At 69.8% G+C, this 16,923-nt stretch carries 13 protein-coding genes; 4 read left to right on the top strand and 9 right to left on the bottom strand.

Annotated features, from left to right (window positions below; translation table 11 throughout):
• Nucleotides 1-48: 48 nt before the first annotated feature.
• From ACZ6TU_RS16415 to ACZ6TU_RS16405, 3 genes are read left to right on the top strand one after another with little or no spacing between them, the layout of a single operon-like run.
• A complete protein-coding gene (locus tag ACZ6TU_RS16415; protein ID WP_467670322.1) occupies nt 49-609 on the top strand; it encodes a DUF2690 domain-containing protein in 561 nt (186 codons plus the stop codon).
• Between the two features lie 8 nt (nt 610-617).
• Complete coding sequence (locus ACZ6TU_RS16410) at nt 618-3,617, top strand: hypothetical protein (protein ID WP_467670104.1); 3,000 nt, start codon at nt 618-620, stop codon at nt 3,615-3,617.
• Nucleotides 3,617-4,315: a hypothetical protein gene (locus ACZ6TU_RS16405; protein WP_469548959.1), complete on the top strand. Its 699-nt coding sequence runs from the start codon at nt 3,617-3,619 to the stop codon at nt 4,313-4,315. Before ACZ6TU_RS16410 ends, ACZ6TU_RS16405 begins: the two co-directional genes overlap by 1 nt.
• 71 nt (nt 4,316-4,386) lie before the next feature.
• On the opposite strand, the gene ACZ6TU_RS16400 is transcribed toward ACZ6TU_RS16405, so the two are convergent.
• Nucleotides 4,387-4,722: a hypothetical protein gene (locus ACZ6TU_RS16400; RefSeq protein ID WP_467670100.1), complete on the bottom strand. Its 336-nt coding sequence runs from the start codon at nt 4,720-4,722 to the stop codon at nt 4,387-4,389.
• Nucleotides 4,723-5,051: 329 nt separating this feature from the next.
• Between ACZ6TU_RS16400 and ACZ6TU_RS16395 the strand changes: the two genes are divergently transcribed.
• The gene (locus tag ACZ6TU_RS16395) at nt 5,052-5,720 is read left to right on the top strand and encodes a hypothetical protein (protein ID WP_467670098.1); all 669 of its coding nucleotides are present in this window, start codon (nt 5,052-5,054) and stop codon (nt 5,718-5,720) included.
• A gap of 26 nt (nt 5,721-5,746) precedes the next feature.
• On the opposite strand, the gene ACZ6TU_RS16390 is transcribed toward ACZ6TU_RS16395, so the two are convergent.
• From ACZ6TU_RS16390 to ACZ6TU_RS16355, 8 genes are all read right to left on the bottom strand, one after another.
• Nucleotides 5,747-7,273 (bottom strand): NCS1 family nucleobase:cation symporter-1, encoded by a 1,527-nt coding sequence (locus ACZ6TU_RS16390; RefSeq protein WP_469548954.1) that lies wholly within the window; start codon nt 7,271-7,273, stop codon nt 5,747-5,749.
• A 135-nt stretch (nt 7,274-7,408) separates the two neighbouring features.
• Nucleotides 7,409-8,431, bottom strand: coding sequence for a TIGR03842 family LLM class F420-dependent oxidoreductase (locus ACZ6TU_RS16385; RefSeq protein ID WP_467670094.1), 1,023 nt, complete (start codon nt 8,429-8,431; stop codon nt 7,409-7,411).
• Nucleotides 8,432-8,442: 11 nt separating this feature from the next.
• On the bottom strand, nt 8,443-9,846 hold the full coding sequence (hydA, locus tag ACZ6TU_RS16380) for a dihydropyrimidinase (RefSeq protein ID WP_469548952.1): 1,404 nt from the start codon (nt 9,844-9,846) through the stop codon (nt 8,443-8,445).
• A 124-nt stretch (nt 9,847-9,970) separates the two neighbouring features.
• Nucleotides 9,971-10,813, bottom strand: coding sequence for a nitrilase-related carbon-nitrogen hydrolase (locus ACZ6TU_RS16375; RefSeq protein ID WP_467670090.1), 843 nt, complete (start codon nt 10,811-10,813; stop codon nt 9,971-9,973).
• A gap of 155 nt (nt 10,814-10,968) precedes the next feature.
• Complete coding sequence (locus tag ACZ6TU_RS16370) at nt 10,969-12,543, bottom strand: PucR family transcriptional regulator (RefSeq protein WP_469548948.1); 1,575 nt, start codon at nt 12,541-12,543, stop codon at nt 10,969-10,971.
• Between the two features lie 28 nt (nt 12,544-12,571).
• Nucleotides 12,572-13,858 carry an aspartate aminotransferase family protein gene (locus ACZ6TU_RS16365; RefSeq protein ID WP_469548945.1) on the bottom strand — a complete coding sequence of 429 codons (1,287 nt, stop codon included), beginning with the start codon at nt 13,856-13,858 and terminating at the stop codon, nt 12,572-12,574.
• Entirely contained in the window at nt 13,855-14,697 is an 843-nt protein-coding gene (locus tag ACZ6TU_RS16360) for a nitrilase-related carbon-nitrogen hydrolase (RefSeq protein ID WP_467670084.1), read from the bottom strand. The genes ACZ6TU_RS16365 and ACZ6TU_RS16360 overlap by 4 nt, the downstream gene beginning before the upstream one ends.
• A gap of 170 nt (nt 14,698-14,867) precedes the next feature.
• Nucleotides 14,868-16,847, bottom strand: coding sequence for a hypothetical protein (locus tag ACZ6TU_RS16355; RefSeq protein ID WP_469548941.1), 1,980 nt, complete (start codon nt 16,845-16,847; stop codon nt 14,868-14,870).
• Between the last annotated feature and the right edge of the window lie 76 nt (nt 16,848-16,923).

Here is a 16,923-nt window from a genome sequence, read left to right as displayed (position 1 = left end):
TGTTACACAGGGCATCAGGGATGAAAACGGTCATACGTGCTGCGCTTGATGCATCACGGAGTAGAAAGATCTGAGGTGATGCGTGTGCACGGCATACGTAGATGGGGCCCGGCAGCGGCTGTCCTGACGCTGCTGGCCGGAGCCTTACAGGGGCTTCAGGCCGCCCCGGCAGCCGCAGCCGACTGCTGGCGAGCCACCTGTTCGGGCAAGGACCCCATCCAGATGGGGTGTGACGACGACGCCGAGATTCTTCAACAGGTCACCGAGCCGGATGAGTCGGTCGTGGTGCGGCTGATGTGGTCGCCGAAGTGCCAAGGGGTCTGGGCGAAGATCTCACGTGATCTCGACACCTCCCCTGACTACGTGTACGGAACGCTGTGGACGACACGCGCTTCCGACGGCGGCATCCAGGAGTACGACACCACGGGTCTTCTCTCCGACGGCGTGGCAGGCGCCTACACCGAGATGCAGAACTGGAAGACCACGACCGCGAAGGCGTGCTGGAACGACGTCCACGCTCAGTACGACCCCGCGCCTCTGAAGTACATCAAGAACAACAACAACGCGAGCCTCCCGCTCGTGCATGGCCTGTGTACGGACTGGCTGTGAGGAAGACGATGCGCACAAGACGTCTCAGGAGATACTTCTCCGCGAACCCGCTGCTGGTCATGAGCGTGGTGGCGGCATCCGCCGCTCTGGTCCCCCTGGCTTCCCCGGACACCACGGCGCAGACGGCCCCTACCGCCGCGGACGAGGCGACGCCCCGCCTGTTCTCCGCACCCGGCAAGGACCTGGGGTCGGGCTACGCCTCGTCACCGGATGCGATCGTGCAGGCCACCGGCGACGCCGAGGGACTGCACATCCTCTCGGCGAGGGAGAACGACGGGTTCTCCTTCTACGAGATCGCCCGCCTCAACCGCAAGGAACTGTCCGGCGTCGGCCCGTGGACGGGCTACGTCTGCACCACGGGATCAGGGAACTACGCGGCAGCGGTCTACGCCCCGTCGGCCTGGTCCAACGAGCCCGGCGCGTACGAGAACGGCGCGTTCGCCGCGGTGATCCGTCTCTCCGACGGCAAGGTCACCGAAGTTCCCGAGCGGGTACAACTGGCGTACTTCACACCGGGCTGCGGAACGGGCGACGAGGTGGCGTTCACATCCAGCTCGGCCACCGACAAGTCCGCCGGCTCGACGACGGTCTTATCGGTCGACGCGGCCACGGGATCGGTCTCCTCCCGCCGCACGGTCAACGGCTATCTGACGCACGTCACGCCCACCCGGAAGGGCACCGTCGGCGTGCTCGACGGCAACCTCGTCGACCTGAAGGGCGACGGCAAGAAGCTGTCCGCCCGCAAGCTCGCCGCGGTGCCCGGCCCGATGTTCGCGCTGACCGCCTCGAAGAACGGCACCGTGGACGTCGGCACGGTCGACGGCAAGAGCAGCGTCATCTCCCGCTACAACGGCAAGGACTTCACCGAACTGGGCCGCGCCCCGAAGGGGAAGGTCAAGCTCCTCCCCGTGGCGGACGGCGATGCGGTCGTCGGCGACGTGAAGGGAATCGACACCAGCGACGCCCCGGGGCTTTCCAAGCACGCGGTGGACGGCCGCGTGGCCGGGATCTCCCGCCACGGTCACCTGGTGACCAACTCGGTGTTCTCCGAGCAGATGAAGGGCATCACCACCCGGGTCGGCTCGCCCTCGGACAAGGGCGCCGGAGCGCTGACCGTCAAGGCGACCGCGCTCAAGACCGGTGCGAAGGCCACCACGCTGGTGGACGCCGACCGCGAGCGGCCGAAGCCGGATTCCTCGCTGCCGATGGACCCGGCCGCGTTCGCCGAGGCCGGACCCGATGACCAGGACCCTCTCACCTGCGGTGAGGGCATGCCGGAATCGCAGTGCCTGTCCGGATCCGGCGCGGCCGTCTACGGCAAGGTCGGGGAGATGGAGTCCCCCTGCATCGTCAAGCGCAACGACCCCAAGCGCCAGGCGCTCCAGGCCAGCGCGAACATGGTCGAGTGGGCGGTCGACCAGGCTGTCCACGGCACCCTGACGGTCTCCCGCCCGAAGAACTGGCACGACACCGGCCTTGACGCCTACACCCCGCAGGGCCTGTTCCCCAAGCCGGCGCTGACCGGCGGAGGCGAGATTCCCGCGCAGGTCATGCTGGGCATCCTCGCCCAGGAGTCCAACTTCAAGCAGGCGTCCTGGCACTCCATGAACGGCGACTCGGGCAACGTCACCAAGTCCGACTGGTACGGCAACGAGAACGGCATCCACGGCTACCCCAAGCGGGCCAAGGCCGACTGCGGCTACGGCATCGCCCAGGTGACGACCGGCATGTCCGAGGAGCACGCCGAGCAGTTCGACACCTTGCGCGCCGGCGCCGTCACCACCGACTACGCGGCGAACATCGCCGCCGGTCTGGGCATCCTGGCCGAGAAGTGGAACCAGCTCAAGGCGCTGGGCATGAACACCAACAACGGCAGCCCGGCCTACATCGAGAACTGGTACACGGCGCTGTGGGGCTACAACTCCGGTGTCTACACCTCCGGCTCCGTCGGCCTGGGCTTCTTCAACAACCCGATCAACCCGCGCTACCCCGCCGACCGGCAGCCGTTCCTGCGCCACAGCTACGACGACGCCTCCCACCCCGGCGACTGGAACTACCCGGAAAAGATCTTCGGCTGGGCGGAAGTCCCGCAGATGACCTGGAACGGAGAAGAGTCGTACTCCGAGCCGAACATGCCGCTCGGCGGCATCACGGCAGCCCCGCGGACCCTGTTCTGCAACCCGTCCATCAACGCGTGCAACCCGGACGCGGCCGACCCGTGCCCCAGCTGGGACGCGAAGTGCTACTGGGACGGCAGCGTGAACTGGATGGGCTCGCAGAGCACCGCCAACTCCAGCACCGAGAAGCTCAACTACTCGCTCGGCTCGGGAGAGCCCGAGCTGAAGAGCAAGTACGGTCACGGCCCGTGCATCGACCATCCGAGCGTCTACCCCAACGCCATCATCGTCGATGACCTCGGCCAGCACGAGGACACCTACGGATGCGGGGACTTCGAGGCAGCCGACGACGGCAAGTTCACCCTCCAGGCCGGTGACAACATCACCACGCTGAGGGACGACGGCACGTTCCGCGCGACCCCCTACCTCGCCCCCATCGACCTTCACCAGCTCGGCGCCGGGTACGACCACCACGTCTACTTCACGCACAGCTACCCGGACACCGACTACTTCCACAAGGTCACCGGCCGGTGGGAGGTCAACCAGGCCAAGCTCCCCTCCGGAGACCAGCCCGGCAAGCGCTACAAGGTCTATCTCCACCTGCCCAGCCACGGCGCGGAAGCGGTCGTCCGGTACAACTTCATCCCGGGCGACAACACGATCGGCGCCAAGCCCGACTACTGCCGGGTCAATCAGGGAACCCGCAGCGCGGGCAAGGACACCTGGTTCGAGATGGGCACCTTCTCCTTCTGGAAGGGCGGCCGGATCGAGGCGGACAACCTCCACGACGCCGGCACGGGAGACGACAACGTGGTGTTCGACGCGATCGCCTTCGTTCCGTTCAACTACTCCGAACCCGGTCCGTGCAACCTCAACGACGGTGGCGTGTGATGCGCGCCGCCATCCGCGTTCCCGCCGTGCTGATGACTGTCGTCATCGGCGCGGCGGGGGCCGCCTCCTGTAGCCGGAACAGCTCCGAAACGGCAGCGCCCGACCGTTCGAAGGCCGCAGCGCCCCACCCTGAGCCGTCCAAGACACGGACTGCGCCGCGTGCCGCCGATCTGCCGAAGCAGCCGGTAACCGGCGACAAGCGCCCCAGCTTCGGCGCGGCGGACACGATGGCCACCGGATACACCGGCAAGGACTTCCTCACCGGGCTCTCGAAAGACTGGAAACTGAAGCTGGACAAGCCCGTTGAGCAGGAGATGCCCGACGGCAAGAAGAGAACCTATGTCCACGGGCGCGGGGGGAACGGGGTGACGGTTTCGGCCGGGTACGCCGATCACGAGAACATGTCATCCCTTCTGTGCAGAACCAGCACGGACCAACCGGGCGGTCTCGACTTCCTCGCCGCCTGCACCGGACTCGACGTGGCGGGAGTCGACCACAACAAGGCCTCTTCGTGGCTCAAGCGGGCGAAGAAGGAGACCGACTCCCTGTATGGGAAGCAGGTTGCCGAGACGGGCAACAAGAAGGAGTACGTGGTCAGCGGGGTGTTCGCCTCGGGACCGGTGACGATGGTTCTGCACCGGGCGTACGACAGGTACTCGCTGAGGATCCTCGGAGGCGCGGTGGCGCAGAGCAACTAGCCGAGCCTGCGGAGCGAAGGTCCCTGCTGTCGCCGGCAGGGACCTTCGCCCCTGCAGGCGTAGGAAATTCTCTACAGGGGCGAGCAGATGAGTTCTTCGGTCTTTTCCTTGTACTCCTGCATTTCGCCCGCCTCGTAGCCGGATTCCTTCAGGCCCTGCATCAGTGACGCCGTGTCGCCGCACAGGCGGGGACGCTGCTTGTCAAGGTAGGACTTGACGCCTGCAGCGGTCAGTTCTTCCCACGCCCGTTTGATCTCGTCGTTCTTCTCGTGCGCGTAGGAAAACTCGACCCATTCCTTTTCCCGGTCCGTCAGGCGGGACGTGTCGACAGGCGTGTCACTTCCACTGCATGAGGCGGCCATAAGAGTGCACGCCACCACCAGGAGACATATGCGCGCTTTCTTCACAATGCTCTCTTCTGTCTGGACTGCCAGAGGCGCATGCTACCGCGTGTGCACGCCAATTACCCGAAATAGAAACAACTTGGTCCGCGCATTGTCTTCTCCGGTTCAGGAGGGGGCGCCGGCCCTGCTCGGAGACGGAGTCGGTCCGCCCGCTCCGGCAGGTGGTGCAGCGGCCCGTGACGCTGCAGAGCGCGACCGCGCCAATGCAAACGGTATTCCCGCAGCCTGTGTGTCGGACCGCTCTTCCGCACCACAGGGAGTCATGTGAAACTGTCGTCCCGTCCGCCGTGCGGACCTGATCCGCACCGTCCGTCCCCCACGAGAAGGGCGCCGTGCGTTCCCTACCTCTGCCCCTGGCCCTGACCGCACGCCTGTCCCCGGTGGCCGTGCTCGCCGCGGCGGGCTGGGCACTGTCGTCCGGCCCGCTCGCCGCGCCACAGGCCGCCGAGCACAAGCCGGCCGACGGGAAGACCGAGACCCAGTCCGCGTCCGCCCCGTCGACGTCGACGGTGTCGAAGACCTACTCGGCCGCGCCGGCGCCGTGCGAGAGCGTCGCCAAGAAGACGATCGAGTCGCTGGTGCCGGGTGCCAAGACGGCCGGCAAGGAGATCCCGTCCACGGACTCTGGGTTGCGCCGCACCTGCTCCTGGAATGCGCTCAAGGGGTACAACTACCGCTGGCTCGACGTGTCCTTCGAGGTGATGGAGTCGGACGAGGCGGCGGAGAAGGCCTACAAGGGGCGCACCGAGGAGAAGAGCGGCGGAGGTGCCGTCCCCGGTCTGGGTGACACCGCGTACTCCATCGTCAACCTCACCACCGAGGACAAGCAGGAGACGCGCGAGGGCCAGGTGTTCGTCCGCGCCTCCAACGCGCTGGTGGTCATCACGTACAACGGCAGTGACTTCGAGTCGAAGAAGGCGCCGAGCACGGACACGATCAACAAGGGCGCCATCAAGGCCGCGAAGGAAGCGGTGGCCGCGCTGGAGGGCGGCAAGGGCTGACCGACCTCCAGCGCCCGCGTCCGCGGTCAGACGACGGTCCGGTTCCGGCCCCGCGCCGCCATCAGCACCAGGTACAGCACCATCGACGTGCCCAGGCCCACCGCCCAGCCGTAGTCGGCCAGGCCGGCCAGTGCCGGGATGGGGCGGCCGTCGACCAGCGGCTTGAAGCTGGCGCCGCCGACGGCGAGGACGCCTCCGGCCACGAAGGCGACGACGGCCCGCCAGTTCCAGCCGCCCTCGTACCAGTAGCGCCCGCCCGTGCGGTACAGGTCGGCCAGGTCGAGCCGGGCGCGGCGCAGGATCCAGTAGTCGGCGATGAGGATGCCCGCGACGGTGCCGAGCAGGCCGCCGACCAGGCCGAGCCAGGTGAAGATGTAGCCCTGGGGGTCGGAGTACAGCTTCCACGGGAAGATCAGTACGCCAAGGACGCAGGTGGCGAGGGCGCCGGCGCGGAAGCTGATCTTCCGGGGCGCGATGTTGGAGAAGTCGAACGCGGGCGAGACCAGGTTGGCCGCGACGTTGACGGACAGCGTCGCCACCAGAACCGTGACCAGGGCGAACAGCAGGCCCACCGTGTTGTCGGTCTTGGCCGCGAGCTGTACCGGGTCCCAGATCGCCTCGCCGTAGACCGCCTGCGAGCCCGAGGTGACCATCACGGACAGGAACGCGAACAGCGTCATCGTCGTCGGCAGGCCGAGGGCCTGACCCCACGTCTGCGCCTTCTGGCTCCTGCCGTAGCGCGTGAAGTCGGGGATGTTCAGAGACAGCGTGGACCAGAAGCCGATCATGCCCATGAGCGCGGGCGCGAACAGCGTCCAGAAGTCGGCGCCCCAGCCGAGCTTGGACGGCTGGTCGAGCAGCGGGCCGAAGCCGCCCGCCTTGTCGCTCATCCACCACAGCATCACGAACGCGCCGACGAGCACGAAGGGCGCCGCCCAGTTCTCGAAGCGGCGGATGGTCTCCATGCCGCGGTAGATGATGACGACCTGGAGCGCCCAGAAGATCGCGAACGACAGCCACATGGTCCAGGCGTAGCCGCCGACCTTCGCCGCGTCCGTCCAGCCGCTGCCGATGAGCTTGCCGGCCAGGAAGTAGATGGCCTCGCCGCCGATCCAGGTCTGGATGCCGAACCAGCCGCACGCCACCAGCGCCCGTACGACGGCGGGCAGGTTGGCCCCGCGGATGCCGAAGGAGGCACGGGCGAAGACCGGGAAGGGTATGCCGTACTTGGGTCCGGCGTGCCCGGTGAGCAGCATCGGTATCAGCACGATCACATTGGCCAGGGCGATGGTGAGCACCGCCTGCTTCCAGTCCATGCCGACGGCGATGAGACCGGAGGCCAGGGTCCAGGAGGCCGTGTTGTGGGCCATGCCGACCCACAACGCGGAGAAGCTGTACGTGGTCCAGGTGCGCTTCTCGACGGGGACCGGCAACAGGTCCTCGTTGGCGTAGGGACCGCTCGGCGCGGGAGCGCCCGGGGCGATCTCCACCCGGCCGTCGGCGAGGGTGACTTGGGTGGGCGGCAGTGGGGCCGTGGGAGCGGTATCGGTCATGGGCCAGGCCAATCAGGGGAGGTGGGACGGGAAAGGCCATGCGGGTGATGCCGATGGGGGGTGCGCTCGAGAGCGTCCTGGCCCCCTTCCCGGGCCGACGGGAAGGGGGAGATGGAGGGGTTCCTGCGAAAGGGGTCAGCCGTTGACGGCCGGGATCACCCGTGATCCGTAGGCGTCGACGACGGCTTCCTGCGCGTCGTGCATGTCGTAGACGGCGAACTGGTCCACGCCGAGCGCGCGCAGCGCGTTCAGCTTCTCGACGTGCTTCTCGACCGGTCCGATCAGGCAGAACCGGTCGACGATCTCATCGGGCACGAACTGGGTGTCGGGGTTGTCGGCCCGGCCGTGGTGGGAGTAGTCGTAGCCCTCCCGCGCCTTGATGTAGTCGGTGAGTTCGTCGGGGACGGCGGCGGAGTGCTCGCCGTACTTGGACACCAGGTCGGCGACGTGGTTGCCGACCATCCCGCCGAACCACCGGCACTGGTCCCGCGCGTGGGCGAGCGCCTCGGGCGAGTCGTCCTCGGTGACGTAGGCAGGGGCGGCCACGCAGACGGCCACCGCCGAGGGGTCCCGGCCGGCGGCGACGGCCGCGTCCTTCACGGCCTTGACCATGTACTCGGTCAGATACAGGTCGGCCAGCTGGAGGATGAACCCGTCGGCCTCCTCGCCGGTCATCTTCAGGGCCTTGGGGCCGTACGCGGCCATCCACACGGGGAGTTCCGCGCCCGGCCGGATCCACGGGAACCGGACGACCGTGCCGCCGCCGAGGTCGGCCTCCTGGCCGCTGCCGAGGGCCCGGATGACCTTCATGGCCTCGCTGATCCGGGCCAGCGTGTTGGGCTTGCGGCCGGCCACGCGCATCGCGGAGTCGCCGCGGCCGATGCCGCAGACCGTGCGGTTGCCGTACATGTCGTTGAGGGTGGCGAAGGTGGAGGCGGTGACCTCCCATGTGCGGGTGCCCGGGTTGGTCACCATCGGCCCGACCTTCAGCTTCGTGGTGTTGGCCAGGATCTGGCTGTAGATCACGAACGGCTCCTGCCACAGCACGGCGGAGTCGAAGGTCCAGCCGTACGAGAATCCGTTCCGTTCCGCGCGTTTCATCAGGCTGATCACCCGCGAGGCCGGCGGGTCCGTCTGCAGGACGAGTCCGAAGTCCATCCGCACCACTCCTAGTTGAGGTACTGACAGGTGGAACGCGGGGTGTAGACGCCGTGCCCGGCGTGCCCGGTGTACTCCCGCTCGGTGATGACGGGTTCGCCGCGCGAGAGGACCGTCTCGACCCGGCCGGTGACGTGCTTGCCCTCGTACGCCGAGTAGTCGACGTTCATGTGGTGCGTCTGCGCCGACATGACCTGCTCGGCGTGCGGGTCGTAGATGACGACGTCGGCGTCGGCGCCCGGCGCGATGGTGCCCTTCTTCGGGTAGAGGCCGAACATCCGGGCCGGGGTGGCGCAGGCGATCTCGATCCAGCGGCGGCGGGAGATGTGCCCGTCGAGGACCGCCTGGTGGAGCAGGTCCATACGGTTCTCGACGCCCGGGAGGCCGTTGGGGATCTTGGAGAAGTCGCCGCGGCCGAGTTCCTTCTGGCCGACGAAGCAGAAGGGGCAGTGGTCGGTGGAGACCACCTGGAGGTCGTTGGTGCGCAGGCCCCGCCACAGCGCGGCCTGGTGCTCCTTCGGCCTGAGCGGGGTGGAGCACACGTACTTCGCGCCCTCGAAGTCCGGCTCGGCGAGGTTGTCGGTGGACAGGAAAAGGTACTGCGGGCAGGTCTCGCCGAAGACGTTCAGCCCCTCGTCGCGGGCCCGGGCCAGCTCGGCGACCGCCTCCGTCGCCGAGACGTGCACGACGTACAGAGGCGCGCCGGCGACCTGCGCGAGCTTGATGGCGCGGTGGGTGGCCTCGGCCTCCAGCAGGGCCTTGCGGACCTCGCCGTGGTAGCGCGGATCGGTCTCGCCGCGGGCCAGCGCCTGCTCGACCAGGACGTCGATCGCGATGCCGTTCTCGGCGTGCATCATGATCAGGCCGCCGTTCTCGGCGGAGCGCTGCATGGCGCGCAGGATCTGGCCGTCGTCGCTGTAGAAGACGCCCGGGTAGGCCATGAACTGCTTGAAGGAGGTGACGCCCTCCTCGATCAGCAGGTCCATCTCCTTGAGCGTCTCCTGGTTCACGTCGGAGACGATCATGTGGAAGCCGTAGTCGACGGCGCAGTTGCCCTCGGCCTTGGCGTGCCAGGCGTCCAGGCCCTCGCGCAGGCTGTGCCCGACGCTCTGCACGGCGAAGTCGATGATCGTGGTCGTGCCGCCCCAGGCGGCGGCGCGGGTGCCGGTCTCGAAGGTGTCGGAGGCGAAGGTGCCGCCGAAGGGCAGTTCCATGTGGGTGTGGGCGTCGACGCCGCCGGGGATGACGTACTTTCCGGTGGCGTCGATCGTCCGGTCCGCGGTGAAGGCCTCGGCGGCGGGGGTGCCGGAGGCTGCGAGGGCGGCGATTCGGCCGTCCTCGATCAGGACGTCGGCGTGCAGTTCGTCGGAGGCGGTGATGACCAGGCCACCGCGGATGACTGTACGGCTGCTCATGTCGTGGTCGCTCCTCGCTGTGGGTTGGTGCGGGTGGTCGGTGGCTGCTCGCGCCCGCGCGGCGGTAGCCGCATATCGAACACAGCCCCGCGCCCCTTCAGGACGATCCAGCCCGGGCGCCCTTTCAGGGAGCCGTCAGGGGGCCGTACGCCCCGGGCGCCCTGTCCCTGTAGAACTGCCAGCGGTCGCGGACCTCTCGGAGTTTCGCCATGTCGAGGTCGCGGACGACCAGTTCGGGCTCCTTGTCGCTCGCCACCTCGCCGACGAACTGGGCCTCCGGGTCGACGAAGTACGACGTCCCGTAGAAGTCGTTGTCGCCGTACTCCTCGACCCCGACCCGGTTGATCGCGCCCACGAAGTACTCGTTGGCGACGGCCGCCGCCGGCTGTTCCAGCTGCCACAGGTAGGCGGACAGGCCGCGCGAGGTGGCCGAGGGGTTGAAGACGATCTCGGCGCCCGCGAGGCCGAGCGCCCGCCAGCCCTCGGGGAAGTGGCGGTCGTAGCAGATGTAGACGCCGATCTTGCCCACGGCGGTCTCGAAGATCGGCCAGCCGCTGTTGCCCGGGCGGAAGTAGAACTTCTCCCAGAAGCCCCTGACCTGCGGGATGTGCGTCTTTCGGTACTTGCCGAGGTAGGAGCCGTCCGCGTCGATCACGGCGGCGGTGTTGTAGAGGACGCCGGGCTGTTCCTCCTCGTACATCGGCAGGACCAGGACGATGCCCAGTTCCTTGGCGAGTGCCTGGAAGCGGCGGACGATCGGGCCCTCGGGGATCTGCTCGGCGTACTCGTAGAAGGCCGGGTCCTGGACCTGGCAGAAGTACGGTCCGTAGAACAGCTCCTGGAAGCACAGGACTTGAGCACCCTGCGCGGCCGCGTCGCGGGCCGCCTGCTCGTGTACCTGGATCATCGACTCCTTGTCGCCCGTCCATGCGGTCTGGAAGACGGCGGCACGGATCACTCGGCTCATCGGGACCTCCGGTCGCTCGGTGTGCCGTGAGCCTAGGAAGTCGTGAAGTCCTCTTTGAGTTGCACCGTGTCACGTCTGCGGGCGTGCGGCGTGTCACCGTGTCACTCTGCCGTGAGCTCATGTTTCACCGCCGTTTTCCCAGGTGGTCGGGTGTTTCACTGCTGTTGCGCGTCGTGCGCGAGGAGTGCGATGTGCACCGAGGCGGCCTGCTCGAAGTCGTCGAGGTCCACCCTGAGGCGGACCTGTATGGCTTCCAGGCGGCGATAGAGGGCGGGCCGGGAGACGTGGTGGAGCTGGGCGGTCCGGGACTTGTTGCGGCCGGTGGCGAGGTAGGTGCGCAGGACGGAGAGCAGGTCCTCGTCGGTCTCGCGCAGCAGCCCGTCCAGCTCCCGCTCGGCGAAGGACTGCACATGCGGGTCGTCGCGCAGCAGACGGATCAGGCCCCGCAGGTGGACGTCCCGCAGGCGGACGACCGGCGGGAGGTCGAGGGCGGCGGCGGAGTCGGCGACGGCGTCCGCCACGTGCTGGGCCTCGCGCAGTCCAGCGGGTACGTCGTCCCAGCCGGCCCGGGGGTCGGCCGCGGCGACGACCGTGCGGGCCGGGCCGGACTCGGTGCGCAGCCGGGTCGCGAAGTGCGCGGCGAGGGCGTCCGCGTCCTGGTCACGGGCGAGGCTGAGCAGCACGGCGGTGGCTCCGTCGGCCAGTTCGGCGACCAGCCCGGGCAGGCCCAGCAGACGGAGCAGCCGGTCGAGTCGGGGGGTGTCGCCGCCGCGGACGACCAGCGGCACGAACGTCCGCCGGTTGACCGGCAGCCCGGCCGCGCGCGCCCGGGGCAGCAGCTGCCGTGCCGGTACGACGCCGCTGACCAGGTCGGTCAGCAGGCTCTGTGCGGACTGCTCCTCCCAGGAGCAGGCGGCGCCGCCGCCGAGCATGCGGTGCAGGACGAGGGCCTCGGCGGCGCGGTCGGCCAGCAGTCGTCCGGTGGCCGTGTCGCCCCGGTAGCCGCACAGCACGATCCGGCCCCACCGCTCCCCGCGTCCGCCCAGTTCGGCCCGGATCCAGCCGTCGCCCTCGGTGCCGCCGGCCTGGCGGGCGATGCGCTCCCAGTCGCGCAGTACGTCGTCCACCGCGGGCCGCTCCCCCGCCGTGCCGAGGACGCGGTGGGCGAGGTTGGTGACGACGACCGGGCAGGCGCTGTGCCGGGCGACCTCGTCGAGCAGGCGTTGCAGCGGGGCGCCCGCGATGGTGAGGGCGGTGAGTTCGGTGCGGACGGCCTCGGAGAGGCTGACGGCGGCGAACTTGCGCCGCACGAGCCGTGACTGGACCTCCTCGGTCAGCTCGGCGAAGGGGAAGGGCCGGTGCAGGACGACCATCGGCAGCCCGCACCGCTCGGCCGCCCGGCGCATCACGTCCGGTGCGGCGGGGAAGGCGCGGCCGAGTCCGAGGACGACGGCGGCTGCCTCCGCGCGGTGCAGCGACCGGACGTACTCGGCCTGCTTCTCCTCGTCGCCGGCGAGCAGCACGCCGGTGGTGAGGACCATCTCGCCGCCGCTGAGCATCACGCCGACGTCGGCCGCCTCGGCGACGTGCACCCAGCGCACCGGCCGGTCGAGATGACTCGCGCCGGCCACCACCTCGGGCTCCCCGGCGAGCACCCGCTCCAGGGTGAGGACCTGACGGACGGACAGGGCCGGTTCCAGGGGCTCCCAGATGTCCGGGGTGGTGGTCATGGCGGACTTCCCTTGCCTCAGTTCACTGCTACTGGATGCTCCTCAGAGCGTTCTCGAGGATCGCGGCGCCTTCCTCGGCCTCCGCGACGTTGAGGGACAGCGGCGGGGCGACGCGCAGGGAGCTGGTGTTGTGGCCACCGCCCTTGCCGATCAGCAGGCCGCCCTCGCGGGCCGCCTCCAGGACGGCCGCCGCGGCCTGCGGGTCGGCCTCGTCGGTCCCCGGCTTGGTGACCTCGATGCCGATCATCAGCCCGCGGCCGCGCACCTCCCGTACGGCCGGGACCTGCGCGGCGGCGGCCCGCAGCCGCTCGATGAGCAGGCCGCCGACCCGCCGGGCGTTGCCCTGGAGGTCGTGTTCCAGCAGGTAGTTGAGGTTGGCGAGGCCCGCCGCCATGGTGATCTGAGTGCCGCCGAACGTGGAGATGCTGTTGGAGTCCAGGCAGTTCATGATCTCTGAGCGGGCGACGACACCGCCGATGGACATGCCGTTGCCGATGCCCTTGGCGAAGGTCATGATGTCGGGCGGCCCGTTCTGCCCGTGGGCCTGCCAGCCCCAGAAGTGCTCGCCGGTGCGGCCCCAGCCGGTCTGTACCTCGTCGGCGATCCAGAGGATGCCGCGCTCCTGCAGCACCTCGCGGAAGGCGGCGTACAGCCCGTCCGGCGGTGAGGTGAAGCCGCCGACGCCCTGGATGGGTTCGGCGATCAGCGCGGCCGGCGCGCGGGTGTGCCCGAGCAGGTCCACCAGGTCGTCGACGCAGGCCGCGATGAAGTCGTCGTCGCTGAGGGAGGCGTACGGGCCGCGCGTGCGCACGCCTCCGTGGACGTACAGCGTCTGCAACGGGGACAGCGAGGTCGGGGACCAGCCGCGGTTGCCTGTGATGCCGACCGAGCTGAAGGACCGGCCGTGGTAGCTGTTGCGCATGGCCATGATCGTGTTGCTGCGGCGGTACGTCGTGGCCAGCAGCAGGGCGGTGTCGTTGGCCTCGGTGCCGGACGTGGTGAAGAAGACCCGGGCGTCCGGGATGCCGCTCAACTGGGCGATGCGCTCGGCGAGCTCCACCATCGGCCGGTTCAGGTAGAGGGTCGAGGAGTGGATGATCCGCCCGGCCTGCTCGCTCACCGCCTTGGTCACCTCGGGCAGCGCGTGCGCGGTCATCGTGGTGAGGATGCCGCCGAAGAAGTCGAGGTACCGGTTGCCCCGGGCGTCCCAGACGTGGCGCCCCTCGCCGTGGGTGATCTCCAGGGGGTCCTCGTAGTACAGGGCGAGCCAGTCGGGGAGCACGGCCCGGTGGCGGCCCAGCAGGTCGTCGGTCACGGCTGCACCAGTCCTTCGTAGGCGTCGGGGCGGCGGTCGCGGTAGAAGGCCCACGTCTGCCGCACTTCTTCGATGAGGTCGAGGTCCAGGTCCCGGATCACGAGCTCCTCCTGGCTGTCGCTGGCGACGTCTCCCACGAACTGCCCGCGGGGGTCGACGAAGTAGCTCGTCCCGTAGAAGTCGTTGTCGCCGTACTCCTCGACCCCGACCCGGTTGATCGCGGCGATGTAGTACGAATTGGCGACGGCCGCCGCGGGCTGCTCCAGCCGCCACAGGTGGGACGACAGGCTCCGGTGGGTGGCGGAGGGGTTGTAGACCAGCTGGGCGCCTGCCAGGCCGAGCTGCCGCCAGCCCTCCGGGAAGTGGCGGTCGTAGCAGATGTAGACGCCGACCTTTCCGGCCGCCGTGTCGAAGACGGGCCAGCCGAGGTTGCCGGGCTTGAAGTAGAACTTCTCGCGGAAACCCTTGAGCTGCGGGATGTGGTGCTTGCGGTACTTGCCGAGGTAGGTGCCGTCGGCGTCGATCACGGCCGCGGTGTTGTAGTAGAAGCCGGGCTGTTCCGCCTCGAACACCGGCGCGACGATCACCATGCCGGTCTCGCGCGCGAGGGCCCGCATGCGCCGCACGGTCGGCCCGTCGGGCACCGGCTCGGCCCAGCGGTAGTGCTCCGGCTCCTCGACCTGACAGAAGTAGGGGCTGTTGAAGACTTCCTGGAAACCGATGATCTTCGCGCCCCTGCGGGCCGCCTCGCGGGCGTGCTCCTCGTGTTTCGCCACCATGGACTCGGTGTCGCCGGTCCAGGTGGCCTGGACCAGGGCGGCACGTACGACGTTGGCCATGAGCTGCTCCTTCGACGCGACGTCAGCGCCTCTACGCCCGTAGAAGCGGGCCGTAGAGCCACGAACGTAAGCCTCCGGCCCGGGCTTGCCAAGACCATCGTCGCCAACCCGCTGGGCCGGGCGCGATTCGCACTCCTGTGGGTGAGCCGCCGGGAGCACGACGTCACCGGTCAGGCGGTGAATCCGGCGACCCGGAGGGCGTGCACGAGATCCCAGCGGCGCTCTTCCGACACGCCCCGGGCGGCCTCCAGCAGGAGCGGTACGAGGGTCTGCGGACCGGCCTCCGCGCTGCGGGCCGCCTCCTCGGGGGTGCGGGCTCTGACGTATGCGTGGAGGAGCGCACGTACCTCGCGGTGACGTCCCTCGGCGACGAGTCCGAGGACGGCCTCTCCGACCTCGCCCGGGGGCCGGGCGACCCCCTGCCGCAAGATCTGCTGCGCGTCGCCCGCGCGCCCGGCCGCGCCCAGCGCGTCCGCCGCGGCGACCAGCCGCGCGGCGGGCAGCGAGGCGGCCTCCCAGAGCAGGGTCTGCCAGTCCGCCCCCAGCCCGGCCCGCTCCAGCTCGTCCGCGAGCAGCGGAAACCGCGCCGGGGCCCAGGACGCGGCCTCGACCAGCAGGGCATGCGCCTCCCCGCTGCGCCCGTCCTTCCGCAGCCGCGCGAGCGCGTCGACGGTCCGCACGACATCCCTCCGCTCCGCCACACCGACGGCCACGACCCGCGGCGCCGCCCGCTCCTCCCCCACCTCTTCGGCGGCCCCGGCGAACCGCGCGCCACGCCGGGTACGGCGGCCGGTCACGGGGGCGGGGTCAGGGAGCAGAGGCACGGCAGCGGGCGGCACGACGAGGGGTGTGGCTTCCTCCTCGACCATCCCGGCGAAGCGGGCACTGCCGCGGCGGCGCTTGCGCTGTTTGGGGGTGGCGGGGGGCTGGGGCGCCGTGGGCTCGGGGGCGGCAGGGGCAGGCGCGGCGAAGGCGCCGGACGTACCGCCGGCTGCGGCTTCCCGGGAGGCCGCCCCGCCCGCCGAATACTCGCCGCCCCGGGCATCGGCCCGGCCGCCCGAAGCCGCAGACGCAGACGCAGACGCACCAGGCATGCCGCCGGCCGCCGCTTCCCCAGAGGCCGCCCCGTCCATCGAATACTCGCCGCCCCGGGCATCGGCCCGGTGCTCCGCCTCCGCGTCGGCGTCCGCATGCCGGGGGGCGTCACGGCCGGCGGCACCGGTCACGGCTGACGCCTGCTCGTCGCGGTGCCAGGGCGTGGCAGGCGTCCCGGGGTCGTGCGGCCCGCCAAGGGCTGATTGCATACGGCCGCTGTCGGATGCCGGACCGTCACCGGTATACCCGCGGCCCCCTGCCGACTGACCACTCTCCGCCGCCGCACCGGGCCACGCCCCCGTGCCGGCTCCTGCTCGCGTACCCCCGTCCACCTCCGCCGCCGCGAAGCCTCCCTCGTTCGGCCTGTGCCACGCGCCCGACCAGGTACCGTCGTCGTCCGGGGACCCACCGCCGCGCGGGCCGCGCCGCCCGTCTGAGGCCGCGTCCTCCGCCGCACCCGCGCCGCCGGAGACACCCGCGGCAGCCCCCGGCACGCCACCGCCCCGCCCGTCCCCGGCACCCCACGCCGTGCGCGACACGTCCCGCTCGCGGCGGTCCAAGTCGGCCATCCGAGCCCGGAGTTCCGCGCAGCGCGCTGTCGCGCGTTCATGGTCGTCGTGGGCCCAGGCGAGGTCGAGGCGGAGGGCGTCGGCCTCTTCACGGGTGGCGGCGGTGGCCAGGAGCCGGCTCAGTTCCGTATGGCGTTCGGCTGCGTATTTCTGTTCTCGGAGCATGACGTCGAGCCGGTCGCCGAGGGCGTCGCGGCCGCCGGGCCGGGCGTCGTACGCGGCGAGCGCGGAGGCATGCAGGGACCGGGCACGCTCCGTCTCCGGGCCCGCGCCCCCGGGGCCGTACTGCCCGGCGAGGTCCTGCAACAGGGCCTGGACCACGTCCCAGGGCGGCATCTCACGCCCGTCGAGACAGGCCCGCATGCCCTCGGGGTCACGCTGCCAGAAGACCGCACACCAACCCCCGGACGGGTCCAGGCGTGCCAGCAGACCGTCCAGGTAATGCGCGAACTCCCGTACGTCATCCGGGAGCCGATCCGCCGCCATCGCTCAACTCCCGCTAGACCGGAGCACTCCGGTCAGTAGGCAACACCAGTCGTGTTACAGCCGTGCTACGCGGAGT

The organism is Streptomyces sp. NPDC052064, from assembly GCF_055585925.1.
The sequence above is the reverse complement of the archived record's forward strand: the minus strand, read 5'-3'. Positions and strand labels throughout refer to the sequence as shown.